This window comes from uncultured Microbacterium sp. (genome assembly GCF_963521645.1).
Classification (GTDB): domain Bacteria; phylum Actinomycetota; class Actinomycetes; order Actinomycetales; family Microbacteriaceae; genus Microbacterium.
Window position 1 is genome coordinate 38,466 of record NZ_CAUQVQ010000006.1, and the last position, 24,966, is coordinate 63,431.

Here is a 24,966-nt window from a genome sequence, read left to right on the forward strand (position 1 = left end):
GTGTCATTGCGACTCTTAGTGCACGCGAATGACACAGCGCTGGTCGAGGCCGAAACGTTATATGCCGGTCTTCTGAACTCTTGTCGCCCGAAAACCTATTTGTTAGGTTACTGTCCTAACAAATCCCTTTCCCGGGATCTGTCACGGGCCCCACTTGTGGGGCACGGCTCCATCCTGGAGACCCTCCTGCAGTGCAGCACCGAGAGGAAATACAGAATGATCCGTAACGGAAGGCGCAAGATCGCGCTCACCGCTGTGGCGGGGGCATCCGCCCTCGCTCTGGGTTTGACGGCCTGTGGCGCAGGCGGCGGCGACGAGGGGAGCGGTGGCGACGGCGACCGGGCTCTCCGCGTGTGGGCCGGCAGCCAGACCCCCATCACCGCGAACTACAATCCGTTCGCCCCGACCGTGCTCCACGGGGCGCTCGGACCCATCTACGAGCCGCTGTTCTTCTTCAACAAGACGGCGGACTCCGAGCCTGTCGGTCTGATCGGCGACTCGTACGAGTACAACGAAGACGGCACGGTGATCACGATCACCATCAAGCCCGACCTGAAGTGGAGCGACGGAGAGCCGCTCACCGCGCCCGACGTGGCGTTCTCCTTCACCTATGAGGCGAACAACCCCGAGGGCAACGGCCTCGTCTCGGCAGAGGCGACCGACGACACCACCGTCGTGCTCACCTACACGACCGCGCAGTACACGACCGAGTTCCAGCGCCTCGGATCGACCTACATCCTCCCTGAGCACATCTGGGCGGAGGTCGACGACTTCGCCAACTTCGCCAACGAGGAGCCGGTCGGCTCGGGCGCCTACGTCGTCGACAAGACGACCAGCGAGTCGTATACGCTCGTCGCCAACGAGAACTTCCGGGATGCCGACGACCTCGGCGTCAAGAAGGTCCAGTACATCGCGGTCGACAACAACCAGACCGCTCAGGACCTGCTCGCGGCCGGCCAGCTCGACTGGACGGGCATGTTCATCCCCAACCCCGACGACGTCACGGGCAACGGTGCGATCGACTGGGTCAACACCCCGCAGGATCCGACCGTGCTCTACACCTGCTCGAACACCGAGCTCGGCTGCTCGGGCCCGCAGACGGATGTGGCCGTGCGACAGGCGCTCAATGTCGCGATCGACCGCACCGCGATCAAGGACAAGGCCTTCGTCGGCCTGACCGGAGACATCTCGCCCACCTTCGCACTGCTTCCGCGTGACGAGAAGTGGGTCGCGGACTCCGCCAACGAGGTCAGCCCCCAGGCGGCGAACGCCGACGAGGCGGGTGAGATCCTCGAGGCCGCCGGCTACACGAAGGGATCGAACGGCATCTACGAGAAGGGCGGCGTGCCCGTCGAGCTCAGCCTGATCTCCGTCGACGGCTGGACCGACTACAACGACGCCGCGAAGCTGATCGCCGAGCAGGCGGAGGCGGCCGGCATCAAGGTCACGGCATCGACCGTGCAGTGGCAGGAGTTCTCCGACGCCCGTCAGGGCGGAGACTTCCAGCTGATCGTGGGCGGTGTCATCGGCACCTCCGTCGCCGACCCGTTCCAGATCTACCGCGACTGGTTCGGCGGCACCGCCGTCGAGTCGACCGCCCCCGTCGGAACCGAGGTGCCCGCAGGGCGCTGGAACTTCAGCCGCTACAGCAACCCGGTCGTCGACCAGGCCATCCAGTCGGCCGTCAGCACCAACGACGAGGCCGAGAAGAAGGAGCTGTACGGAACGATCCAGACCGAGATCGTGCGCGACCTGCCGTACATCCCGCTCGTGATCAACGCCACGCAGACCTTCTACAACACGAAGGACTTCACGGGCTGGCCGACGGAGGACGACCTCTACGCCTTCCCGCCGTCCTGGGGCGCGATCGCGGCAGGCTACGTCCTGACGCAGCTCGAGCCGGTCAAGTAACGACATGAGGTCGGGGGAGCAGGAAGCACGGTCAGTGACATGAAGTTCTATGCACGGAGAATCGGGTTCTACGCGTTCACGCTGTGGGCCGCGATCTCACTCAACTTCCTGCTTCCCCGGCTCATGCCGGGGAACCCGGCGGACATCATGATCGCCAAGATGCAGCGTGCGGGCGGCGAGGTCTCCGAGACCACCATCCGCAACATCAAGCTGCTGCTCGGCGGCGATGACTCGTCCCTCTGGGAGCAGTACATCGCATATTGGGGGCGGATGCTGCAGGGCGACCTGGGCGTCTCCGTCACCAAGTTCCCGGCACCGGTGAGCGAGCTGATCGGCCAGGCGCTGCCCTGGACGCTCGTGCTCGTCGGCACGGTGACGGTGATCTCCTTCATCCTCGGCGTCGCACTCGGCGCCTGGGCAGGGTGGAAGCGCGGCACCTGGGTCGATCATCTGATCCCGGCGACCACCGTGCTGCAGTCCATCCCGTACTTCTGGATGGCCCTGCTCCTGGTCTCGGTCTTCGCTGTCGGACTCGGGTGGTTCCCGATCTTCGGCGGCTACGACGTCTTCGAGTTCCCCGACGGCCCCGAGCCCACATGGGCGTTCTTCACGAACGCGCTCTCGCACGCGATACTGCCGGCGCTCACGATCGTCATCTCCTCGGTCGGCGGATGGATGTTCGGCATGCGCAACATGATGGTGCAGACCATGGCCGAGGACTACGTGCTCACGGCCGAGGCCAAAGGACTGCGTCCCCGCCGGATCATGACCACGTATGCGGCACGCAACGCCGCGATCCCGTCGATCGCGGGCTTCTCGATCACGCTCGGCTTCGTGGTCGCCGGCTCGATCGTGATGGAGCAGGTGTTCACCTACCCCGGCATCGGCAAGCTGATGTTCCAGGCGGTCACGAACAACGACTACGCGCTGATGCAGGGACTCTTCCTCGTCATCACCATCACGGTGCTCGCCGCCAACTTCATCATGGACCTCGTCTATGGCTTCATCGACCCGAGGGCTCGCCAGAATGTCTGACACCGACAACGCAGTGCTGATCGTCAAGGATCAGCCCACGACCCAGCCCGCGAGCACCATCTCGCTGGCCACGCAGCGCGGGCGCAAGCGCCGCCGCGTGCTCCCGATCACCTCGCCGAAGTTCGTCGTCGGCGCGGTCATCGTGGGCGCGATCGTGCTCTTCGCGATCATCGCCCCTCTCTTCTCGCAGAATCCGCGCAGCACCGACAACGCTGCGCTGCAGCCACCCTCCGCCGAGCACTGGCTGGGAACGACGAAGCTGGGGAACGACATGTTCGCCCAGCTGGCGATCGGTGCCCAGGGCTCGCTCCTCGTGGGCGTGGTCGCCGGCGGCATCGCGATCCTCCTGTCTCTGCTGTTCGGCGTTCTCGCCGGCTACCTCGGCGGCTGGCGCGAGGACGCGCTCGCACTGCTCACGAACGTGATGATCGTGATCCCCGGTCTGCCGCTCGTCATGGTGATCGCATCGTTCGTCCCGCAGCGCAGCTGGCAGCTCGTCGCATTCGTGCTCGGCATCACGTCGTGGGCGGGGGCCGCCTACGTCCTGCGACTGCAGACGCGATCGCTGCGCACCCGCGACTACGTGTATGCGTCGAAGGTCGCAGGCGAGCGGTCGTTCCGGGTCATCCTCGTGGAGATCATGCCGAACCTCCTGCCTCTGCTCACGGCGCAGTTCCTGTTCGCGATCATCTTCGCGATCCTCGGCGAAGCCGGTCTCTCCTACCTCGGCCTCGGCCCGAACTCCTCGATCACGTGGGGGACCATCCTCAATGACGCGCAGTCCGGACAGGCTCTCGGACGTGGCGCATGGTGGTGGTTCATCCCGCCGGGCGTCATGATCGCACTGCTCGGCGCCGGGCTCGCGCTCATCAACTTCGCGATCGACGAGGTCATCAACCCCAAGCTGCGCAATGCGCCAGACGCCGCGCGCCGCGTGCGCAAGGCCGCCAAGACGAAGGGGGTCGCCGCGTGAGCGCTCCGGATGCCGTGCTGACGGCACGCAACGTGTCGATCGAGTACGAGGTCGACCCCCCGGTGAAGGCGGTCAGGAACGTCTCGCTGACCCTCAACCGCGGTGAGATCCTCGGGCTCGCGGGGGAGTCGGGCTGCGGCAAGACCACGCTCGCCTACGGGATGAACCGGCTGCTCAAGGCGCCCGCGCTCATGACGAGCGGCGAGATCGTCTTCCACGACCGCGACGGTCATGACATCGACATCGTCGCACTCGACGGTGACGGCCTGCGCGCCTTCCGCTGGGACAAGATCTCGATGGTGTTCCAGGGGGCGATGAACTCGCTCAATCCCGTCATCAGCGTCCGGGCGCAGATCTTCGACATCTTCGACACGCACCGGCCGGGCATGTCCAAGAAGGCCAAGCAGGCGAGGGCCGAGGAGCTGCTGACGCTCGTGGGGGTCGACCCCTCGAGACTCACGAGCTTCCCGCACGAGCTGTCCGGCGGCATGCGCCAGCGCATGATGATCGCGATGGCGCTCGCGCTCGACCCGCAGGTCATGATCATGGACGAGCCGACCACGGCACTCGATGTGGTCGTGCAGCGCGGCATCATCCGCGAGATCATGCGGCTGCGCGAGCGGCTCGGGTTCGCCGTGATCTTCATCACCCACGACCTGCCGATGCTGATCGAGATCAGCGACCGCATCGCCGTGATGCTGCAGGGACAGATCGTCGAAGAGGGCACGGCGGAGGAGATCTACCGCACCCCGCAGCACGAGTACACCAGGAAGCTGCTGTCGAGCTTCCCGAGTCTGACCGGAGAGCGCGGAGATTTCGTCCGCACCGGCACCCAGCCCAGCCAGGAGGAGATCCGATGAGCGCCCCCACTCTCGAGGCCCGCAACCTCGTGAAGGACTTCACGCTCCGGTCGGGGCTCAAGACGTCGACCCTGCACGCGGTCAAGGACGTCTCGTTCACGATCGAGGCAGGCAAGACGATCGCGCTGGTGGGGGAGTCGGGTTCCGGCAAGTCCACGATCGCTCGGATGCTGATGAAGCTCGAGACGCCGACCAGCGGACAGATCCTGCTCGACGGGAAGGAGACGGGCCTTCGCGGGCGCGCGGTCGAGCAGTACCGCGCGCAGGTGCAGATGGTCTTCCAGGATCCGTTCGCGTCGCTCAACCCGTTCCACACGATCGTCCATCATCTGGAGCGCCCGATCCGTCTTCATCACCCCAGGCTTTCGGGCGCCGAGGTGCGTGCGCGTGCCGTCGAACTGCTCGAGCGCGTGCGGTTGTCGCCCGGTGAGAGCTTCGCCGAACGTCGACCGCACGAGCTGTCCGGCGGTCAGCGGCAGCGCGTCGCCATCGCTCGGGCCCTCGCCCCGGGGGCGCGGTTCATCGTCGCGGACGAGCCGGTCTCGATGCTCGACGTCTCCATCCGACTGGGAGTGCTCAACCTGCTGGCGGAACTGCAGCGCGAAGAGAACCTGGGCGTCCTCTACATCACGCACGATCTCGCGACCGCTCGTCATTTCAGCGACGAGATCATGGTGCTCTACAAGGGCGACGTGGTCGAGCGGGGGCCCGCCGACGAGGTCATCCTCAACCCGCAGCACGAGTACACGAAGACACTCCTGGGTGCCGCGCCCGAGCCGGAGAACCTCGGACGTCTGCGTGACGAGGTGCGCGCGGAGCTCGCCGGCCTCTGAGCGTCGGTTCGGCTCGCACTCTCCGCCGTGCACGATCCTCCCGCGCGACTCGGCGTGCGGGAGGATCGTCGCTCGTCGCGGCCGAGCGAGCCGCTAGACTGAAGCCACAATTGAAGACAGGCCGAATGACCCACGCGGGAGAGCCCCGGCGAACGCAGCCGGGCACCGAAGGAGCAAGCCTCCCCGCCAATCTCTCAGGTATGCGTACCGCGCGGTTCCGGCCACTCTGAAAAGCGAAAACGAGCGAAGCAAGTTTTCGGGTTGAGCGAGGGCGTCCGCGCCCGAGTCGAAACCCCGGTGAGCCGCACTCCACGCGTCTTCACCTCGTCCCACTTCCTTCGCACGAGATCCGCCGACGGTGAAAGCCCACTCTTGGGCGAAGCTCTCAGGCCCATGACAGAGGGGGAGTTCCGAGGAACCGCGCCGCGCCGCCGTTCCGCCCGACCCAGCCCGGGAGAACTCCATGTCCGATCCCCGCTACACACCGCTCCGAGAACGCCATGAGGCGCTCGGCGCCTCGTTCACCGACTTCGGCGGCTGGCAGATGCCGGTGCGCTACACCTCGGATCTCGCCGAGCACCATGCCGTTCGTCAGGCTGCCGGAATCTTCGACATCTCTCACATGGCGGAGTTCCTGGTGACCGGCGAGTACGCGGGAGAGTTCCTCGACTACTCGCTCGCCGGACGCCTGTCGGCGATGGCCGTGGGCAAGGCGAAGTACTCGCTGATGCTGGCCGACGACGGGGGGATCGTCGACGACGTCATCGTCTATCGACTGGCTGCGGACCGCTACCTCGTCATCTCGAACGCCGGCAACCGCGGATTCGTCGATGCGGCCTTCGCGTCGCGGGTGCGGTCTTTCCCCTCCCGCGTCGAGCGCGAGCAGAACGCGCCCACCGCGCCGGAGCACCGCAGCTTCGCCGGGTTCATCGGCGACCGCGGGGTCGACGTCGAGGATGTCTCCGACGAGTACGCGCTGATCGCCGTGCAGGGACCGGCCGCCGAGGCCGTCGTCTCGACCACGGATGGGATCTCCGACCTCAGCACGCCCTGGCACGAGCAGAAGTACTACGCCTGGGCCGATGCCTCCTATCGGGGGAATCCGCTACTGCTCGCCCGCACCGGCTACACGGGCGAGGACGGCTTCGAGCTGCTCGTGCGCGCGGACGACGCCGCCTCCCTGTGGGATGCGCTCATCGACGCCGGTCGCCCGCACGGTCTGGTTCCCGCGGGTCTCGCCGCGCGCGACACACTCCGCCTCGAAGCGGGCATGCCGCTGTACGGTCATGAGCTCTCGCGGGAGACGAAGCCGGCTCAGGCTGGTCTCGGGAGGGTCGTCGTGTCGGACAAGAGCAGCTTCGTCGGCAAGGGATCCGAGGAGGCATCCGGCGATGCACGTGTCCTCGTCGGACTCATCGCGGAGGGCAAGCGCGCAGGGCGCGCGGGGTACGCGGTCGTCGACGAGCAGGGCTCGGTCATCGGCGAGATCACCAGTGGCGCACTGAGCCCCACGTTGGGACACCCGATCGCGATGGCGTACGTCGATCCTTCTTCCGCTGCGGTGGGAACCGCAGTATTCCTTGATGTGCGGGGGACCAGCATCCCCGCGACCGTGACCGCTCTGCCTTTCTATCGGAGGACCAAATGACCGACCTCAACGCTCTCCAGTACACCGACGAGCACGAATGGATCGCCGCCGACGGCGGCACCGCGACCATCGGCATCACCGACTACGCGGCCGACAAGCTCGGCGACGTGGTGTTCGTCGAACTCCCTGCGGTGGGCACCGAGGTCACCGCCGGCTCCGTCGTCGGCGAGATCGAATCGACCAAGTCGGTGGGCGAGTTGTACGCCCCCGTGACCGGAACGGTCGTCGAGATCAACGACAGCGTGGTCGACGACCCGTCTCTCGTGAACGCCGAGCCGTTCGCGGGCGGCTGGCTCATCAAGGTCGCAGTCTCGGACGGCGCACTGGATGGTCTGATGGACCGCGACGCCTACGTCGCCCTGACGGAGGGCTGATCCACCCGTGACCTCATTCGCCGATCGTCATATCGGAACCACCGCCGCCGCCCAGCGCCAGATGCTCGACGCTCTGGGCGTCGCCTCGGACCTCGAGGACTGGAGCCCCGTCGAGGCGCTGATGCGCCAGGCCGTGCCCTCGTCGATCTTCACCGCCGCCGCCGACGATTCGGTCATCCCGCGGGCCGCGAGCGAGACCGAGGCTCTTGCCGAGCTCAGGGCGCTCGCCGCACGCAACACGGTGAACCGATCCATGATCGGTCTCGGCTACTACGGCACGATCACACCGCAGGTGATCCAGCGCAATGTGCTCGAGAACCCGTCCTGGTACACGGCGTACACCCCGTACCAGCCGGAGATCTCGCAGGGCCGCCTGGAGGCGCTGATCAATTTCCAGACGATGGTCGCCGAACTCACCGGGCTGTCCACGGCCAACGCGTCGATGCTGGACGAGTCCACGGCTGTCGTCGAGGGGATGCTGCTCGCCCGACGCGCCTCCAAGCGCCGCTCCAACGTCTTCGCGGTCGACGCGGATGCGTTCCCGCAGACCGCCGCACTGCTGGCGGCGCGGGCCGAGGCGGTGGGGATCGAGATCGTCACCGTCGACTTCGCGGCGGGCGAGGAGCTGCCTTCCGAGCTCTTCGGCGCGTTCGTGCAGTACCCCGCCGCGTCGGGGCGCGTGTGGAATCCGAGTGCCGTGATCGACGCCGTGCACGTGGCCGGCGGACTCGCGGTCGTCGCCGCCGATCTGCTGGCCCTGACGCTCATCTCGTCGCCCGGCTCCCTCGGAGCCGACGTGGCTGTCGGGACGACGCAGCGCTTCGGCGTGCCGATGGGATTCGGCGGTCCGCACGCGGGCTACATGGCGGTCCGCTCCGGACTCGAGCGTCAGCTTCCCGGACGTCTGGTCGGCGTGTCGGTGGATGCGGACGGGAAGCCGGCGTATCGGCTGTCGCTCCAGACCCGTGAACAGCACATCCGCCGCGAGAAGGCGACGAGCAACATCTGCACGGCGCAGGTGCTGCTTGCCGTGATGGCCGCGATGTACGCGGTGTACCACGGCCCTGAAGGGCTGCGCGCGATCGCCGCCGAGGCCGCGGCGAAGGCGGCGCTGCTGCGCGACTGGCTCGTCGACGCGGGCGTCGAGGTCGTCCATGACTCGTTCTTCGACACCGTCCGGGCTCGCGTGCCCGGGCGCGCGGCCGAGATCGTGAAGGCGGCACACGCCGCGGGCATCCTGGTGCGCGCCAACGACGCCGACACGGTCAATGTCGCAGTCGACGAGACGACGACGGTCGCCGATCTCCACCGCGTCGCTCAGGTGTTCGGAGGCAAGCGCGAGCGCGCCTTCGGATTCTTCGGCATAGGGGCGGCGGGCGCGCTCCCGGAAGACCTGCACCGGCAGGACGAGTATCTGACGCATCCGGTCTTCCACGCTCATCGCAGCGAGACCGCCATGATGCGGTACCTGAAGACCCTCGCCGACCGCGACTACGCGCTCGACCGCGGCATGATCCCGCTCGGCTCGTGCACGATGAAGCTCAACGCCGCGACCGAGATGGCGTCGATCACGTGGCCGGAATTCGCGGGCATCCATCCGTTCGCACCGGCGTCCGATGTCGAGGGCTACCTCGACATGATCACGCAGCTCGAGGCGTGGCTCGCCGAGGTCACCGGATACGACGCGGTCTCGCTGCAGCCGAACGCGGGTTCGCAGGGCGAGCTCGCCGGCCTGCTCGCGATCCGCGGCTATCACCTGGCCAACGGCGACGAGCAGCGCACGGTGTGCCTGATCCCGTCGTCCGCGCACGGCACGAACGCGGCATCCGCCGTGCTCGCGGGCATGAAGGTCGTGGTCGTGGCCTGCGACGAGCTCGGCAACGTCGACCTCGATGACCTGCGGGCGAAGATCGCGGCGCACGCCGAAGAGTTGTCGGCGCTGATGATCACCTACCCGTCCACGCACGGCGTGTACGAGCAGGACGTGGTCGAGATCACGGCGGCGGTGCACGGCGCGGGCGGTCAGGTGTACGTCGACGGGGCGAACCTCAACGCACTGCTCGGATACGCCCGGTTCGGCGACCTGGGCGGCGACGTCTCGCACCTGAACCTGCACAAGACGTTCGCGATCCCGCACGGCGGTGGCGGCCCCGGCGTGGGCCCCGTGGCGGCGAAGGCGCATCTGGCACCCTTCCTGCCCTCGCACCCGCTCGCGCAGCGCGCAGAGCACGCGGGAGGATTCGTGTTCGAGGGCGGGCCGGTCTCGGCTGCTCCCTACGGCTCCGCCGGCATCCTCCCGATCTCGTGGGCGTACGTGCGGATGATGGGTGCCGACGGTCTCCGCCACGCCACCGCAGCCGCGGTGCTCTCGGCGAACTACATCGCGGCGCGTCTCGGCGAGCACTACCCGGTGCTCTACGCGGGCGAGAACGGCCGGGTGGCGCACGAGTGCATCCTCGACCTGCGTCCGCTCAAGGAGGCCACCGGTATCACGGTCGACGACGTCGCGAAGCGACTCATCGACTACGGCTTCCACGCTCCGACCATGTCGTTCCCCGTCGCGGGCACGCTCATGGTCGAGCCGACGGAATCCGAGGACCTGGGCGAGATCGAACGGTTCATCGAGGCGATGGTCATGATCAAGGCCGAGGCGGATGCCGTCGCCGCGGGGCGGTGGCCAGCGGACGACAATCCGCTCGTGCGCGCCCCCCACACCGCGGTCTCCCTGATCTCGGGGGAGTGGAATCATGCGTACACGCGCGAGGACGCCGCCTACCCCGTGCACGCGCTGATCGCGGGCAAGTACTGGCCGCCGGTGCGCCGGATCGATCAGGCCTACGGCGACCGCAATCTCGTGTGCGCCGGCCCGCCGATCGCGGCATTCGCCTTAGTGGAGCACGGCCGAGCGACGGCGCCGCATCCCTCTCGGATGCGGCGCCGTCGCTCGTTTCCGTGCATTTCCGCATGTTTCCGCGACATTACAGTTGGTCACCACTGAGTAACGGTTCATTAGCCGAGTACGGAGTCGCCTGAAACGCGGGTTACAGTCGACTATCCCTACGCGTTTGATGTCGAGCGCGCAGTCTGATGTATTCCCGTCCACAGGAGGACACAAAGTGAAGCGCAACAAGATCGCCCTTGCGGGCACTGCGCTGTTCGCGATCGGCGCCCTGGCGCTCGCGGGCTGCGCGAGCGGTGGCAGCGGCAACGAGGGCGGCGGCGACGCCGGCAGCGATGCCAACGCGGATGCCATCATCACGACGAACGGCTCGGAGCCGGAGAACCCGCTCATCCCCACCAACACCAACGAGGTGGGTGGCGGAAAGATCCTCGACGAGATCTTCGCCGGGCTGATCTATTACGACGCGGACGGCAAGCCGGTCAACGACATGGCTGAGGAGATCACGACGGAGGATCCTCAGAACCTCACCGTCAAGATCAAGGAAGGCATGACCTTCACCGACGGCGAAGAGGTCACTGCCGACAACTTCATCAAGGCGTGGAACGAGGGTGCCAAGCTCTCGAACGCCCACTACTCCAGCTACTTCTTCGAGGACATCGAGGGCTTCAGCTACGAGACGGACTCGGAGCTCACCGGCCTCAAGCAGGTCGATGACTACACGTTCACGATCGCGCTCAACAAGCCGGCATCCGACTTCGCTCTGCGTCTCGGCTATTCGGCCTACTACCCGCTGCCCGACGTCGCGTTCGAGGACATGGAGGCGTTCGGACAGAACCCGATCGGCAACGGTCCCTACATGATCGACGGCGAAGACGCGTGGCAGCACGACGTGCAGATCGACCTCGTGCGCAACGACGACTACCAGGGCGGACGCCAGGCGAAGAACGGTGGTCTCACGATCAAGTTCTACGCCACGCAGGAGGCGGCGTACGCCGACCTGCTGTCGAACGAGGTCGACGTCATCGACGCGATCCCGACCAACTCGCTCGCGGTCTTCTCGGACGAGCTCGGCGACCGCGCGGTGAACCAGCCGTCCGCCGTGTTCCAGTCGTTCACGATCGGTCAGTCCCTCCCGCACTTCAGCGGCGAAGAGGGCCAGCTGCGTCGTCAGGCGCTGTCGATGGCGATCAACCGCGAAGAGATCACCGAGACGATCTTCTCGGGTTCGCGCACTCCGGCATCCGACTTCACCAGCCCCGTCATCGACGGCTGGTCGGACTCGGTCCCCGGCAGCGAGGTCCTCGAGTTCGACCCCGAGAAGGCGAAGGAGCTGTGGGCCGAGGCCGACGCCATCGCCCCGTGGGACGGCGAGTTCAAGATCGCCTACAACGCCGACGGCGGGCACGACGCCTGGGTCGACGCGGTGAGCAACAGCATCAAGAACACGCTGGGCATCGAAGCATCCGGTGACCCGTACCCGACCTTCCAGGACCTGCGCACCAAGGTGAACGACCGCACCGTCACCACGGCATTCCGTTCGGGATGGCAGGCCGACTACCCGGGTCTGTACAACTTCCTCGGACCGCTCTACGCGACCGGTGCGGGCTCGAACGACGGCGACTACTCGAACCCCGAGTTCGACGCGACGATCGAGGCCGGCATCAGCAACCCCGACGCCGACGCGCAGATCGAGGACTTCACGAAGGCTCAGGAGATCCTGTTCCAGGACCTTCCCGCGATCCCGCTGTGGTACTCGAACGTGACCGGTGGCTTCAGCGAGAACGTCGACAACGTCACGTTCGGCTGGAACTCGGTTCCGCTGTACTACGAGATCACGAAGGCCGGCGAGTAAAGTCTGACGGCACTTCACCTGTGAGGCGGTGACGATTCTTCGTCACCGCCTCACAGGCTGTGTTCGCCTCACTTTCTTTCCCCTCAAAGAAGGGACAAGCGGATGCTCGGTTATATCCTGAGACGTCTACTGCAGGTGATCCCGGTCTTCTTCGGAGCCACCCTGCTCATTTACTTCCTGGTGTTCGCCATGCCCGGCGACCCGATCCTCGCGCTGTTCGGCGACAAGACCCCCAACGAGGCGGTCCTCGAGCAGTTGCGGGAGCAGTATCACCTGAACGATCCGTTCCTGGTGCAGTACTGGTACTACATCACCGGTGTGTTCCAGGGAGACCTTGGCACCACCTACTCCGGTCGGCCGGTGTCGGACGTCCTCGCCGCAACTCTCCCCGTGACCGGACGCCTCGCCGTCATGGCGATCGCCATCGAGTTCGTCCTGGCGATCATCATCGGAACCATCTCGGCCCTGCGCAAGGGCAAGCTGTTCGACAACGTGTCGCTCGTGGTCGCGCTCATCGCGATCGCGATCCCGATCTTCGTCGTGGCGTTCCTCGCCCAGTACTTCCTGGCGATCCAACTCGGCTGGTTCAAGCCGACGGTCGGCGCCGACAACGACTGGGGCGGGCTGTGGCTCCCGGCGATCGTGCTCGGCTTCAGTCTCTACGCCGTGAGCATGCGCCTCATGCGCAGCTCCGTCATCGAGACGCTCAACCAGGACTGGGTGCGCACCGCCTACAGCAAGGGTCTGTCACGTGGACGCGTGCTGCCCGTGCACGTGCTGCGCAACTCGCTGATCCCGGTGATCACCAACTCGGCGACGAACTTCGGTGTGCTGCTCGTCGGCGCGACCGTCACCGAGGGAATCTTCAACGTCCCCGGCGTCGGCAACACGCTGTTCCAGGCGATCCAGCGCGGCGAGGGACCGACGGTCGTCTCGTTCGTGACGGTGTTCGTCATCCTTTACGTGTTGGTGAACCTTCTCATCGACCTTCTCTACGGTCTGCTCGACCCGAGGATTCGCTATGCCTGATCCCACCACCCAGAAGCACTACGTCGCCCCGGTCGAGACCGAGTCGATCGCCGTGGACGTCGTCCGCATCTCGGACAAGCCCAGCAACCTGTGGCGAGACGCCTGGTTCGACCTGCGTCGTCGCCCGCTGTTCTGGTTCTCCGTCGCCCTCGCCGTCTTCTTCCTGGTGATGGCTCTGTGGCCGACGCTGTTCACCACGACGCCGCCGAACAACGACTGCCAGCTGACCAACAGCAACGGCGGTCCCACCGATGGCCACCCGCTGGGGTTCACCTTCCAGGGATGCGACATCTACGCCCGCATCGTCTGGGGATCCCAGACGTCTCTCGCGGTCGGCCTGATCGCGACGGTGATCTCGTCGATCCTCGGTCTCATCATGGGTGCCCTCGCGGGCTTCTACGGAGGATGGCTCGACGGCCTGCTGTCGCGCATCGGCGACATCTTCTTCGCGATCCCGTACATCCTCGCGGCCGTGGTCGTCATGACCGTGTTCCGTGACGCGCGCTCGGTGTGGACCCTCGCGTTCGCCATCGGCGCGTTCGCCTGGGCCTCGACGGCGCGAGTGGTTCGCGCGGAGGTGCTCCGGGTGCGTCAGGCCGACTTCGTGATGGCCTCCCAGGCGCTCGGCCAGTCGAAGTTCAAGATCCTCTTGAACCACGTCGTGCCGAACGCCATCGCACCGCTGCTCGTCGTCTCGACGCTCGGACTCGCTGCGGCGATCGTCGCGGAGGCGACCCTGTCGTTCCTCGGCGTCGGGCTCGGCAGCGACGTCATGTCGTGGGGTAACGACATCGCCAAGGCCCAGGCGTCGCTGCGTGTGGCGCCGACGGCACTCATCTATCCGTCGATCGCGCTCACCCTCGCGGTGCTGGCGTTCGTCACCCTGGGCGAGCTCATCCGAGACGCCCTCGACCCGAAGGCGAGGGCGCGCCGATGAGCGAGCGAATCACCGAACAGGTCCCGCTGCTGAGCATTCGCGACCTCACCGTCGCGTTCCGCACACAGGAGGGCCTGCGCGAGGTCCTGCACGGAGTCAGCTTCGACATCATGCCCGGCGAGACCGTCGCGATCGTGGGCGAGTCGGGCTCGGGCAAGTCGACCACGGCCACGGCCATCGTGAACCTGCTGCCCGGTACGGGGCGGGTCACAGCCGGGTCGGTCACCCTCGACGGCCGCGAGCTCACCACGCTCAGCCGTCGAGAGATCGAGGCGGTCCGCGGCCGGGACATCGGCTTCGTTCCGCAGGACCCGATGTCGAACCTCAACCCCGTCTGGAGCATCGGTTTCCAGGTCAAGGAGGCGATCCGTGCCAACGGCATCGCCCGCGGCCGCGACGCCGCCAAGGCGCGCACGGTCGAGGTGCTGCAGCAGGCCGGACTCGCCGACGCCGAGAAGCGTCTGCACCAGTTCCCGCACCAGTTCTCGGGCGGCATGCGTCAGCGCGCGCTGATCGGGATGGGGCTCGCGGCAGACCCGAAGCTGCTCATCGCCGACGAGCCGACCTCGGCTCTCGACGTGACGGTGCAGCGGGTCATCCTCGACCACATGGCGTCGCTCACGCGCGACAAGGGCACCTCGGTGCTCCTCATCACGCACGACCTCGGTCTCGCGGCCGAGCGCGCCGACAAGATCATCGTGATGAACGGCGGCAACATCGTCGAGGCGGGGCCGAGCCGGCAGATCCTCGAGGATCCGCAGCACCCGTACACGAAGCGCCTCGTCTCCGCGGCGCCCAGTGTGGCGTCGCAGCGCATCCAGGCCGTGGTGGAGGACCGGGGGATCGAGACGCTCGATGACCTCGCCGACATCCCGCCGACCGTGCGTGTCGCCGGACTCACGAAGGACTACAAGATCCGTCAGGGGAACTTCCGCAGTGAAGCGTTCCGCGCGGTCGACGACGTGTCCTTCGAGATCCCTCGCGGCAAGACCCTCGCCCTGGTCGGCGAGTCGGGTTCGGGCAAGTCCACCGTCGCGAAGATGGTGCTGAAGCTCGAGGAGCCCACCAGCGGCACCATCGAGATCGACGGCCAGGACGTGTCGAATCTGTCGAACGCTCAGGCGTTCGGTCTGCGTCGGCGCATGCAGCCGGTCTTCCAGGATCCCTACGGATCGCTCGACCCGCTGCGCAACATCGGCAACACGATCGCCGAGCCGCTGCAGATCCACGGTGTCGGAGACAGCAAGTCGCGACGCGAACGGGTCGAGGAGCTGCTCGACCAGGTGTCGCTGCCGCGCGTGCTCGCCACCCGGTATCCGAATGAGCTCTCGGGTGGACAGCGGCAGCGTGTGGCGATCGCCCGTGCGCTCGCGCTCAAGCCGGACATCATCGTGCTCGACGAGGCCGTGTCCGCGCTCGATGTGCTCGTGCAGGATCAGGTGCTCCAGCTGCTCGCCGAGCTGCAGTCCGAGTTGGGACTCACGTACCTGTTCATCACGCATGACCTCGCCGTCGTGCGCGTGTCGAGCGACCTCGTGTGCGTCATGGAGAAGGGCAGGATCGTCGAACAGGGCACTGTCGACGAGATCTTCGCCAACCCGCAGCAGGAGTACACGGATCGTCTGCTGAAGGCGATCCCGGGTGCGGCGATCACTCTCGGTGGTCACTGAGAGTGAGCACCGATCCTCGACCGGAGGCCGCACGGACATTCCGTGCGGCCTCCGGGCCTGTCTACCTCGTGCTGTGCTCCCTTCTGGCGCTGTTCCTTCTCGGCGACGCCGTGGTGCGCGCCGGCTGGGGGCAGATGCTCCTTCTCGCCCCGTGGGTGCTGCTCGGACTCTGGGGCGTCTACGAGATCACGTTCGTCTCGGTCGTGCGTGTCGACGCCGACGGGGCGATGGTGCAGAACATGCTGCGTCGCACGTCGTTCGGATGGCGGCGTGTGCGCGACATCGATCTGCGCTGGCAGCTCCTCTTCTCCCTCGAAGACGGATCAGATCTCTCCTGCTACGGCGGGCCCGCTCGTGCGCGTCCGGTGAGGCGCCCCGGCGCGGACGATGACGAGGCGAAAGCGCCGGCGGGTCTTCGCGACCTCACCGAGATCCGCGACAGGTGGCAGTCCGCGCCCGCGGAGGCGGATGCTCCGATCACCCGCACGTGGGACTCGCAGGCGCTCATCGCCCTCGGAATCATCACCGTCTGGGCCGTCGCGTCGATCCTCATCGCGAACGCCTGAGCGCCCGCCGCTTCCGGACCGCTGCACCCGGGTCAGCCGGGAATGCCGAACAGCGCGGGGAACGTGCTCGCGGCCCACGGATAGCCCACGAAGACCGTCGCGTCGATCAGGAAGTGCGCGACGAGGAATGGCAGCAGTCGTCCCGTGCGCTGGAACAGCCACCCGAAGAGCAGGCCCATCGCGAGGTTCCCGATGAACGCGCCGGGTCCCTGGTAGAGGTGATAGCTCGCGCGCAGCACCGACGTCGCGACGATGATCGTCCACGGCCCCCAACCCAGCTGCTTCAGCCTCGCGAAGAGGTAGCCGAGCACGACGAACTCCTCCTGCAGCGACGCTCTCGCGGCGGCAAGCAGGAGGATCGGGATCGTCCACCAGTGCTCGTCGAGCCCGCCGGGGTTCACGGCGACGAACAGGCCCGTCGCTCGTCCGCCGAGGTACAGGGCGATGCCGGGGATTCCGATGGCGGCGACGAGCAGCACGCCGCGACCGACGTCCGCCGACACGCGGGTGCCGTCGAGACCCAGCCTGCCGAGGTGCGGACGGGACGACTGCCACAACAGGAAGCAGACGAGCACCACCGGGACGAGGGAGAAGCCGATGGAGAGCACCTGGTAGATCAGGTCGAAGATCTCCCGATCGCTGCGCGAGGGATTGAGCGTCGCCGTCTGCTCGCTCAGTGGGGTCGAATCGGTGAGACGGTAGGCGAGCTGGACGATCGCGTACACCGCCGATTGGCCGAGGCCGAGTGCGAGGACGATCGCGATCTCCCACCACAGCCGGGCGCGCGACGGCAGGGGGGAGAGGTCGGTGCGGGTCACGATCACGATCGTACTTCCGGCGTACAGGAACGGCTTCGCGGCATACGGTAGTCTGGAACGTCGGCTTCTCGACAAAAACCCACACTCTTTAGGACATCTGCATGGCGCACGCCCTTCGCTCTGACCTCCGCAACGTCGCAATCGTCGCGCACGTCGACCACGGCAAGACCACTCTCGTCGACGCCATGCTGCGTCAGACGGGTTCGTTCGGCGAACACGCTCACGTCGATGAGCGCGCGATGGACTCCAACGACCTGGAACGTGAGAAGGGCATCACGATCCTCGCCAAGAACACGGCGATCACCTACAAGGGCAAGCACGCTCAGGGCAAGGAGATCACCATCAACGTGATCGACACCCCCGGCCACGCCGACTTCGGCGGCGAGGTCGAGCGCGGCCTGTCCATGGTCGACGGCGTCGTGCTGCTCGTCGACGCCAGTGAGGGCCCGCTTCCGCAGACCCGCTTCGTGCTTCGCAAGGCTCTCGAGTCCAAGCTCCCGGTGATCCTCCTGGTCAACAAGACCGACCGCCCCGACGCTCGTATCGCCGAGGTCGAGGAGGAGGCGCACGACCTGCTGCTGGGCCTCGCATCCGATCTCGTCGACGACGTTCCCGACCTCGACGTCGACGCTCTGCTCGACGTGCCGGTCGTCTACGCCTCGGGTCGTGCCGGCGCGGCATCGCGGAACCGGCCGGCCGACGGCTCGCTGCCCGACAACGAGGATCTCGAGCCGCTGTTCGAGGCCATCCTCGAGCACGTGCCCGCGCCGTCCTACGACGATGAGGCTCCGCTTCAGGCCTGGGTCACCAACCTCGACTCCAGCCCGTTCCTCGGACGCCTCGCGCTCCTGCGGGTGTTCAACGGAACGCTCAAGAAGGGGCAGACCGTGGCCTGGGTCCGTGCAGACGGCACCACCAGCAACGCGCGCATCACGGAGCTGCTGAAGACCCGCGCGCTCGAGCGCTACCCGGCCGAGTCCGCGGGCCCCGGCGACATCGTCGCCATCGCGGGCTTCGAGAACATCACGATCGGCGAGACGATCGCCGACCCTGAGGATGTGCGTCCGCTTCCGGCGATCACGGTCGACGACCCCGCCATCTCGATGACGATCGGCACCAACACCTCGCCCCTCATGGGCAAGGTCAAGGGCCACAAGCTCACCGCGCGAATGGTCAAGGACCGCCTCGACAAGGAGCTGATCGGAAACGTCTCGCTCAAGGTCGTCGACATCGGGCGCCCCGACGCGTGGGAGGTGCAGGGCCGCGGTGAGCTCGCCCTCGCCATCCTCGTCGAGAACATGCGCCGCGAGGGCTTCGAGCTCACCGTCGGCAAGCCCCAGGTGGTCACGAAGAAGATCGACGGCAAGACCTACGAGCCGTTCGAGCACCTGACGATCGACACGCCGGAGGAGCACCTCGGCGCGATCACGCAGCTTCTCGCGAACCGCAAGGGCCGCATGGAGAACATGACGAACCACGGCACCGGCTGGGTGCGCATGGAGTTCATCGTCCCGTCGCGCGGCCTGATCGGATTCCGCAGCGAATTCCTCACGACCACGCGTGGCACGGGTATCGCCAACGCGATCTCCCACGGATACGAGCCGTGGGCGGGATCGATCACGACCCGTCAGAACGGCTCGATCGTCGCCGACCGCCAGGGTGTCGTCACCCCGTTCGCGATGATCGCCCTGCAGGAGCGCATGTCGTTCTTCGTGCAGCCCACGCAGGAGGTCTACGAGGGCATGGTCATCGGCGAGAACTCCCGCGCCGACGACATGGACGTCAACATCACGAAGGAGAAGAAGCTCACCAACATGCGTGCGGCGAGCTCCGACACCTTCGAGTCGATGACGCCCCCGCGCCAGCTGACGCTGGAGGAGAGCCTCGAGTTCGCACGCGACGACGAATGCGTCGAGGTCACACCCGAGGTCGTGCGCATCCGCAAGGTCAACCTCGATGCGAACACGCGAGCGCGCGAGACCGCACGCCTGAAGCGTCAGGACGCCAACGCCTGAGAATGTTCACAGACAAGGGCCCTGTGCAGCCGAAACGGCTGCACAGGGCCCTTTTCTCATAGAACGTCCAGGCGGGCCGTTGCAGAATCGTTACCTTGCGCCTGGGGCCGACTCCCGATGAGTGTCCCGCGACGGGCGTACGACGACCCGAAAGTCGATTCATGCTTCACAACACCCGTGCGCTTCGGCGCGCCTCGGATGCGGCATCCGCTCGCGCCGCTGCAAAGACCCGCCGCTCCCGCTGGATCCGCGGCTCGGTGACCGGCGGCGCCGTCGGAATCGCCCTCACGCTCGGCATCGTCGCGGCGCCCGCCGCTGCGGCGGAGCTGCCCGATGCCGTGGATCACGTGACCGCCCTGGTCACGGGTTCCGATCCGCTGCACAAGACCGTCGACGATTCCGCGATCACCATCAAGCTCGCGAAGGACGCCATCGCGGCCGCCGAGGCCAAGAATGCGGAGGTCGCGGCCTCCGGCCTCGATCTGGCCGGTGCTCCCGCCTCGGTCGAGACGCAGGATCTCGGGACGTGGGTCGGCCAGCTCTCCGACCGTGACTCGCTGAGCGACCGCGAGCTCCGGAGCCTGACGGCGTACACCGCGACCGGTACCGACGCCGTGGTCGCCGAGACGGTGACGCTGCAGTCCTCGTACGAGGCGGCCCAGCAGGCCAAGGCGGCGGCGGAGCAGGCTGCGGCAGAGGCCGCGGCCGCCGCAGAAGCGCTGGCCCGGGCGAACACCGTCGACGGAGCGAAGGCGTCGGCCCGCAGCATGGCCTCGAGCCAGTACGGGTGGGGCGACGACCAGTTCTCCTGCCTGAACTCGCTGTGGACCAAGGAGTCGGGCTGGAACTACAAGGCCTACAACGCTTCGGGCGGGGCGACGGGGATCCCGCAGGCGCTTCCGGGAAGCAAGATGGCGTCCGCCGGCAGCGACTGGCAGACCAACGCGTCCACCCAGATCGCCTGGGGCCTCGGATACATCTCGTCCGTGTACGGCACGCCCTGCAGCGCGTGGTCGCACTCGCAGGCCGTGAACTGGTACTGATCGGGAGCGGTCACATCCCTCAGACCTGAATTCCAGAATGACGGCCCCCTGCCCTTGGCAGGGGGCCGTCGTGGCGCTACGGTGAGCGGAAGATGGCTGGGGCGTCGTCGATCCTGAGGAGGACGTGTGGACCCTGCGGCTCTCACCGGCATCCCTCAGGAGGTCTCCACCGGCTCGCTCCCGGGGTGGGAGCGCGTGGATGAGCTCGTCCGAGAAGCGCATCGGCGGTATGCGGACGAGCGGAGCGGAGCAGTCGCCGACTACATCCCCGTTCTTGCCGAGGTCGACCCGGAGCTCTTCGGGCTCGCGCTGATCGAGTCGAACGGCGGGCTTCACGATGCGGGCGACGCCCTGCACAGCTTCTCGATCCAGTCGATCTCGAAGATGTTCGTGTACGCGCTCGCGATCCAGGAGCACGGCCACCAGGTCGTGAGGGACATCGTCGGGGTGAACAACACCGGCCTGCCGTTCAATTCGGTGGTGGCCATCGAGCTCAACGGCGGTCACCCGATGAACCCGATGGTCAACGCCGGCGCGATCGCCACCACCGCGCTCATCCCCGGAGGCACATCCACCGCACAGTGGGAGCGCCTCAGTGACGGGCTCTCGGCGTTCGCCGGGAGGGAACTGGGGATGGACGACGTCGTCTACTCCTCCGAGGCCGAGACGAACGACCGCAACCGCGCGATCGGGAGGCTCCTGCGCAGCTACGGCAGGCTCACCGGCGATCCGGACGAGGTGGTCGACGTGTACACCCGGCAGTGCGCGCTCAGCGTCACTGCGCATGACCTGGCCGTGATGGGAGCGACGCTCGCCGACGGCGGGGTGAACCCGGTGACCGGTGATCGCGTCGTCTCGGCCGACGTCTGCCGGGACACCCTCGCGGTCGTGGCCTCGACCGGCCTCTATGAGCGCTCGGGAGAGTGGCTGTTCGAGATCGGACTCCCGGCCAAGTCCGGCGTGGCCGGCGGAATCGTCGCGGTCTCCCCGGGCAAGGGGGCCGTCGCCGGCTTCTCGCCGCGTCTCGATCACGCAGGGAACTCCGTGCGCTCACAGCTCGCGATCGGACACCTCTCGCGCTCCCTGGGGCTGAATCTGTTCGCGTCGGCCCCTGCGTCATCGCACCATCCCGACACCTGATATCCACATGGATCCCGTTCTGAGGACACCGTCATGAGCCACACCGCGTCTGCACCCGCGACCACCAAGGCCTCCTGGATGCCGCTGGCCAGCCTGTTCCTCGCGCAGGTGCTGATGTCGTTCAACGTGGCGGCGCTGCCGATCTCGCTCGGCGGCATCGTCAGCGACTTCGGAGTGCCGCCGACGGTCGCGAGCACGACGATCGTGATGTACGGCCTCGCCGTCGCCGCACTCGTCATGACAGGAGCGAAGCTCGGGCAGCGCGTGGGGTGGGTGCTCATCTTCCGCGTCGTGATCGTGCTCTTCGCCGCGTCCTCGCTGTTCATGATCTTCGCGCCGAGCGTCGGGTGGGCGATCGCCGGACAAGCCGTCGCCGGTGCGGCCGCCGCCATCATCGTGCCGTCCATCGTGGCATTGATCGCCGAGAACTACCGCGGCGCCCAGCAGGCCACGGCGATCGGGGCGATCGGATCGGCCCGGGCCATCTCGGGTGTCACCGCCTTCCTCATCGGCGGCACCCTCGGGACGCTCGTGGGCTGGCGGCCGATGTTCATCATCGTGTTCGGCATCGCGGTGATCGTGTTCGCACTCAGCTTCACGCTCCGCGGCGATCGCGGCGATGCGTCGATCCGGATCGATCTCGTGGCCTCGCTGCTCATCGGTGCCGCGATCGTGCTCCTGACCCTCGGATTCAACAACCTCAACGGATGGGGGGCGATCGCGGCGACCGACGCCGCTCCGTTCAGCATCCTGGGCCTCTCGCCCGCCCCGGTCTTCATCGTCGTCGGCGTCGTTCTCGGGCAGCTCTTCTTCATGTGGACACGCAGGCGCATGGCCGAGGGCAAGGTGCCGCTGATCGACCTGAGCGTGCTCGACTCGTCGAAGGAGAGGGCCGCCGTCTACGCGATGTTCATCGTGGTCGCGCTCGAAGCGTGCGTGAACTTCACGATCCCGCTGTACATCCAGATCGTCCAGGGGCGCACCCCGTTCGACACCTCGCTCGCGATGATGCCTTTCAACCTCACGGTGTTCATCACCGCGACGCTGGTGGTGCGGTTCTACAAGACCTATCCGCCGCGCGTGATCGGGGTGTTCGGGTTCACCCTCACCACCGTCGCGCTCGTGTGGCTCTCTTTCGTGGTCAGCAACAACTGGGAGACGCTGCCGACGATCCTCGGCCTCGTCGTCTTCGGCATCGGGCAGGGGGCGCTCGTCACGCTGGTGTTCAACGTGCTCGTGACGTCGGCTCCGTCGGAGCTGGCCGGCGATGTCGGCTCTCTGCGCGGCACGACGCAGAATCTCGCGTCCGCGGTGGGTACAGCTCTCGCGGGGGCCCTGTTGGTGTCGCTGCTCGGTCTGAGTGTCGGTCGCGCCGTGATGGAGAACCCCGAGCTGCCGCCCGAGCTCGTGGCGCAGGTCGACCTCGATGCGGTGAACTTCGTCAGCAACGACGACCTCCGGGCGGCTCTCGAGCAGACCGATGCCACACCTGCGCAGGTGGACGCCGCAGTGGCGGTGAACGAGCAGGCGCGCCTCGGCACGCTTCGACTCGGGCTGCTCGTCCTGGCGGGGATCAGCGCCGTGGCCATCCTCCCGGCCTCGCGGCTGCCGCGGTACAAGCCCGACGAGATCCCGGATCCGTCTCCCGTCGCGGGTTCGGACTGAACTCAGCGCAGTTCCGAGATGAGCACCGCGCTGGTGCCGGCGGCCATCGCCTCGAACACGTGTGGAGCGTCGCCGGGGTACGAGAGATAGTCGCCGGGGTTCAGAAGCACGGGATCGAGGGCCGGGCCGACGCGGGCCTGCCCCGAGACGAGGACGACGTGCTCGGTCGTGCCGCTGTGGTGCGGGTCCGAGCGACGCGGATCGCCGGGCTCTCCCCGGATGAGGTAGACATCCCGACGAGCGCCCGGCGGGCTGGCGGAGAGCAGCGTGGCGCTGTACGCCGCAGCCGCGGAGGGGACGCCGGACAGATCGTCGAGACGGATGAGTGTGGGCGCGCTCGACTGTTGATCGACGAAGACCGCGAACGGCACATCGAGTGCCACACCCAGCGCCCAGAGGGTCTCCACGCTCGGATTCCCGGCGCCGGACTCGAGCTGGGAGACGGTCGCCTTCGAGATCCCCGCGCGGCGCGCGAGCTCCGACACGGAGAGGCCGGCAGCTTCGCGCTCTCGCTTCAGGGTGCGGGAGATGCGGTGGCGGAGTTCCTCCATGTGTTCATCATGTCAAACGATCGTTCGCTTGACTATCCTGAATCAACTGTTCAGAATGATCAACATGTGTTCACTCAATCGAACGGCCGGGTGTGAGCGCTGAGCGTGAGGTGTGGCGAGAAGCGCTCGGGGTGGTGCTCGCGACCAGCGCATACGGCGTCTCATTCGGCGCCCTGGCCGTGGCATCGGGTCTCGACGTCTGGCAGACGTGCGTCCTCAGCCTCCTGATGTTCACGGGTGGTTCGCAGTTCGCCTTCGTCGGCGTCTTCGCCGCGGGCGGGATCGCGGCCCTGCCCTCTGCGATCGCCTCAGCCGGGCTTCTGGGAGTGCGCAATGTCGCGTACGGCATGCGCATGTCGCCGATCGTCGGCACGTCACGGGGTCGTCGCGTCGCCGCCGCGCACTTCACGATCGACGAGTCGACGGCCGTCTCGGTCTCGCAGGGAGACCCGCGGCTGCGTCGGATCGGGTTCTGGGTCACAGGGATCGGGATCTTCATCGGCTGGAACGTCACGACCCTGATCGGAGCGCTCGTGGGCGATGTGCTCGGCGACCCGAAGACCTGGGGGCTGGACGCCGCGGCGGCCGCGGCCTTCCTCGCGCTCCTCTGGCCGCGGCTCAGAGAGCGACAGGCGATCGTGGTGGGGGTCGCAGCCGCCGTGGTCGCCGCCGCGCTGACCCCGTTCCTCATGCCGGGAGTCCCGGTCCTGATCGCCGCCGTCGTGGCGATCCTCGTCGGTTGGTTCAACTGGTTCGGCCGCGATACCGCCTCCGCGGCTGCGGCCGGCGAGGCAGCGGCATGAGCGTCTGGAGCGCGATCCTCCTCGCCGCGGTCATCTGCCTGGCACTGAAGGCGTTCGGGTACCTCGTGCCGCCGTCGGTGCTCGACAAGCCACGGCCCGCGCGAATGACGGATCTGCTCACGGTCGCTCTGCTCGCGGCCCTGGTCGCCGTGCAGACCCTAGGTGCGGGCCAGGCGGTGATCGTCGATGCCCGGCTGCCCGCCGTGCTCGTCGCGGCGGGGCTGCTGTGGCTGAAGCAGCCGTTCCTCGTGGTGGTCGTCGCCGCGGCCGTCGTCGCGGCGCTTCTGCGTCTGCTCGGCCTCGCTGCCTGACCCGGCGCGCGTGGGCGCGTACGGCGCGCG

21 protein-coding genes and 1 riboswitch are annotated in these 24,966 nt (G+C 67.1%); of the genes, 19 read left to right on the forward strand and 2 right to left on the reverse strand.

Going from position 1 to position 24,966, the window contains the following annotated elements; genetic code table 11:
- Window positions 1–216 precede the first annotated feature (216 nt).
- The 13 genes from RWO82_RS03050 (at window position 217) to RWO82_RS03110 (ending at window position 16,590) form a co-directional block, all read left to right on the forward strand.
- Window positions 217–1,911: an ABC transporter substrate-binding protein gene (locus RWO82_RS03050; protein WP_314423150.1), complete on the forward strand. Its 1,695-nt coding sequence runs from the start codon at window positions 217–219 to the stop codon at window positions 1,909–1,911.
- A gap of 39 nt (window positions 1,912–1,950) precedes the next feature.
- Entirely contained in the window at window positions 1,951–2,946 is a 996-nt protein-coding gene (locus tag RWO82_RS03055; RefSeq protein ID WP_314423153.1) for an ABC transporter permease, read from the forward strand.
- Window positions 2,939–3,919 (forward strand): ABC transporter permease, encoded by a 981-nt coding sequence (locus RWO82_RS03060; RefSeq protein ID WP_314423156.1) that lies wholly within the window; start codon window positions 2,939–2,941, stop codon window positions 3,917–3,919. Before RWO82_RS03055 ends, RWO82_RS03060 begins: the two co-directional genes overlap by 8 nt.
- Window positions 3,916–4,779, forward strand: a complete 864-nt coding sequence (locus RWO82_RS03065; RefSeq protein WP_314423158.1) for an ABC transporter ATP-binding protein — start codon at window positions 3,916–3,918, stop codon at window positions 4,777–4,779. The genes RWO82_RS03060 and RWO82_RS03065 overlap by 4 nt, the downstream gene beginning before the upstream one ends.
- A complete protein-coding gene (locus tag RWO82_RS03070) occupies window positions 4,776–5,612 on the forward strand; it encodes an ATP-binding cassette domain-containing protein (protein ID WP_314423160.1) in 837 nt (278 codons plus the stop codon). The genes RWO82_RS03065 and RWO82_RS03070 overlap by 4 nt, the downstream gene beginning before the upstream one ends.
- Before the next feature lie 125 nt (window positions 5,613–5,737).
- Window positions 5,738–5,832, forward strand: a riboswitch (glycine riboswitch).
- 243 nt (window positions 5,833–6,075) lie between these two features.
- Complete coding sequence (locus tag RWO82_RS03075) at window positions 6,076–7,260, forward strand: glycine cleavage system aminomethyltransferase GcvT (protein ID WP_314423162.1); 1,185 nt, start codon at window positions 6,076–6,078, stop codon at window positions 7,258–7,260.
- Window positions 7,257–7,634 carry a glycine cleavage system protein GcvH gene (gene gcvH / locus RWO82_RS03080; protein WP_314423164.1) on the forward strand — a complete coding sequence of 126 codons (378 nt, stop codon included), beginning with the start codon at window positions 7,257–7,259 and terminating at the stop codon, window positions 7,632–7,634. The genes RWO82_RS03075 and gcvH overlap by 4 nt, the downstream gene beginning before the upstream one ends.
- 61 nt (window positions 7,635–7,695) lie before the next feature.
- Window positions 7,696–10,632, forward strand: coding sequence for an aminomethyl-transferring glycine dehydrogenase (gene gcvP / locus RWO82_RS03085; protein WP_399540702.1), 2,937 nt, complete (start codon window positions 7,696–7,698; stop codon window positions 10,630–10,632).
- Between the two features lie 118 nt (window positions 10,633–10,750).
- The gene (locus tag RWO82_RS03090; RefSeq protein ID WP_314423168.1) at window positions 10,751–12,388 is read left to right on the forward strand and encodes an ABC transporter substrate-binding protein; all 1,638 of its coding nucleotides are present in this window, start codon (window positions 10,751–10,753) and stop codon (window positions 12,386–12,388) included.
- A gap of 102 nt (window positions 12,389–12,490) precedes the next feature.
- The gene (locus tag RWO82_RS03095; RefSeq protein WP_314423171.1) at window positions 12,491–13,417 is read left to right on the forward strand and encodes an ABC transporter permease; all 927 of its coding nucleotides are present in this window, start codon (window positions 12,491–12,493) and stop codon (window positions 13,415–13,417) included.
- Window positions 13,410–14,354, forward strand: coding sequence for an ABC transporter permease (locus RWO82_RS03100; RefSeq protein ID WP_314423174.1), 945 nt, complete (start codon window positions 13,410–13,412; stop codon window positions 14,352–14,354). The genes RWO82_RS03095 and RWO82_RS03100 overlap by 8 nt, the downstream gene beginning before the upstream one ends.
- The gene (locus tag RWO82_RS03105) at window positions 14,351–16,024 is read left to right on the forward strand and encodes an ABC transporter ATP-binding protein (RefSeq protein ID WP_314423176.1); all 1,674 of its coding nucleotides are present in this window, start codon (window positions 14,351–14,353) and stop codon (window positions 16,022–16,024) included. The genes RWO82_RS03100 and RWO82_RS03105 overlap by 4 nt, the downstream gene beginning before the upstream one ends.
- A 2-nt stretch (window positions 16,025–16,026) precedes the next feature.
- Complete coding sequence (locus tag RWO82_RS03110) at window positions 16,027–16,590, forward strand: PH domain-containing protein (protein ID WP_314423179.1); 564 nt, start codon at window positions 16,027–16,029, stop codon at window positions 16,588–16,590.
- A 32-nt stretch (window positions 16,591–16,622) separates the two neighbouring features.
- On the opposite strand, the gene RWO82_RS03115 is transcribed toward RWO82_RS03110, so the two are convergent.
- Window positions 16,623–17,408: a type II CAAX endopeptidase family protein gene (locus tag RWO82_RS03115; protein WP_314423181.1), complete on the reverse strand. Its 786-nt coding sequence runs from the start codon at window positions 17,406–17,408 to the stop codon at window positions 16,623–16,625.
- A 101-nt stretch (window positions 17,409–17,509) separates the two neighbouring features.
- Between RWO82_RS03115 and typA the strand changes: the two genes are divergently transcribed.
- From typA to RWO82_RS03135, 4 genes are all read left to right on the forward strand, one after another.
- The gene (gene typA, locus RWO82_RS03120; RefSeq protein ID WP_314423183.1) at window positions 17,510–19,423 is read left to right on the forward strand and encodes a translational GTPase TypA; all 1,914 of its coding nucleotides are present in this window, start codon (window positions 17,510–17,512) and stop codon (window positions 19,421–19,423) included.
- A 161-nt stretch (window positions 19,424–19,584) separates the two neighbouring features.
- Window positions 19,585–20,466: a phospholipase gene (locus tag RWO82_RS03125; protein WP_314423186.1), complete on the forward strand. Its 882-nt coding sequence runs from the start codon at window positions 19,585–19,587 to the stop codon at window positions 20,464–20,466.
- A 126-nt stretch (window positions 20,467–20,592) separates the two neighbouring features.
- Entirely contained in the window at window positions 20,593–21,606 is a 1,014-nt protein-coding gene (glsA, locus tag RWO82_RS03130; RefSeq protein ID WP_314423189.1) for a glutaminase A, read from the forward strand.
- Between the two features lie 33 nt (window positions 21,607–21,639).
- Window positions 21,640–23,271, forward strand: a complete 1,632-nt coding sequence (locus tag RWO82_RS03135) for an MFS transporter (protein WP_314423192.1) — start codon at window positions 21,640–21,642, stop codon at window positions 23,269–23,271.
- 2 nt (window positions 23,272–23,273) lie between these two features.
- On the opposite strand, the gene RWO82_RS03140 is transcribed toward RWO82_RS03135, so the two are convergent.
- On the reverse strand, window positions 23,274–23,822 hold the full coding sequence (locus tag RWO82_RS03140; RefSeq protein ID WP_314423195.1) for an XRE family transcriptional regulator: 549 nt from the start codon (window positions 23,820–23,822) through the stop codon (window positions 23,274–23,276).
- A 92-nt stretch (window positions 23,823–23,914) separates the two neighbouring features.
- Here RWO82_RS03140 and RWO82_RS03145 point away from each other — a divergent pair, with 92 nt between their 5' ends.
- On the forward strand, window positions 23,915–24,625 hold the full coding sequence (locus RWO82_RS03145) for an AzlC family ABC transporter permease (RefSeq protein ID WP_314423198.1): 711 nt from the start codon (window positions 23,915–23,917) through the stop codon (window positions 24,623–24,625).
- A complete protein-coding gene (locus RWO82_RS03150) occupies window positions 24,622–24,936 on the forward strand; it encodes an AzlD domain-containing protein (protein WP_314423201.1) in 315 nt (104 codons plus the stop codon). Before RWO82_RS03145 ends, RWO82_RS03150 begins: the two co-directional genes overlap by 4 nt.
- Window positions 24,937–24,966: the final 30 nt, after the last annotated feature.

Coding starts and splice junctions, on each gene's coding strand:
- RWO82_RS03050 (WP_314423150.1), top strand. CDS start 217: ATGATCCGTAACGGAAGGCGCAAGATCGCGCTCACCGCTGTGGCGGGG.
- RWO82_RS03055 (WP_314423153.1), top strand. CDS start 1,951: ATGAAGTTCTATGCACGGAGAATCGGGTTCTACGCGTTCACGCTGTGG.
- RWO82_RS03060 (WP_314423156.1), top strand. CDS start 2,939: ATGTCTGACACCGACAACGCAGTGCTGATCGTCAAGGATCAGCCCACG.
- RWO82_RS03070 (WP_314423160.1), top strand. CDS start 4,776: ATGAGCGCCCCCACTCTCGAGGCCCGCAACCTCGTGAAGGACTTCACG.
- RWO82_RS03075 (WP_314423162.1), top strand. CDS start 6,076: ATGTCCGATCCCCGCTACACACCGCTCCGAGAACGCCATGAGGCGCTC.
- gcvH (WP_314423164.1), top strand. CDS start 7,257: ATGACCGACCTCAACGCTCTCCAGTACACCGACGAGCACGAATGGATC.
- gcvP (WP_399540702.1), top strand. CDS start 7,696: ATGCTCGACGCTCTGGGCGTCGCCTCGGACCTCGAGGACTGGAGCCCC.
- RWO82_RS03095 (WP_314423171.1), top strand. CDS start 12,491: ATGCTCGGTTATATCCTGAGACGTCTACTGCAGGTGATCCCGGTCTTC.
- RWO82_RS03100 (WP_314423174.1), top strand. CDS start 13,410: ATGCCTGATCCCACCACCCAGAAGCACTACGTCGCCCCGGTCGAGACC.
- RWO82_RS03105 (WP_314423176.1), top strand. CDS start 14,351: ATGAGCGAGCGAATCACCGAACAGGTCCCGCTGCTGAGCATTCGCGAC.
- typA (WP_314423183.1), top strand. CDS start 17,510: ATGGCGCACGCCCTTCGCTCTGACCTCCGCAACGTCGCAATCGTCGCG.
- RWO82_RS03125 (WP_314423186.1), top strand. CDS start 19,585: ATGCTTCACAACACCCGTGCGCTTCGGCGCGCCTCGGATGCGGCATCC.
- RWO82_RS03135 (WP_314423192.1), top strand. CDS start 21,640: ATGAGCCACACCGCGTCTGCACCCGCGACCACCAAGGCCTCCTGGATG.
- RWO82_RS03140 (WP_314423195.1), bottom strand. CDS start 23,822: ATGGAGGAACTCCGCCACCGCATCTCCCGCACCCTGAAGCGAGAGCGC.
- RWO82_RS03150 (WP_314423201.1), top strand. CDS start 24,622: ATGAGCGTCTGGAGCGCGATCCTCCTCGCCGCGGTCATCTGCCTGGCA.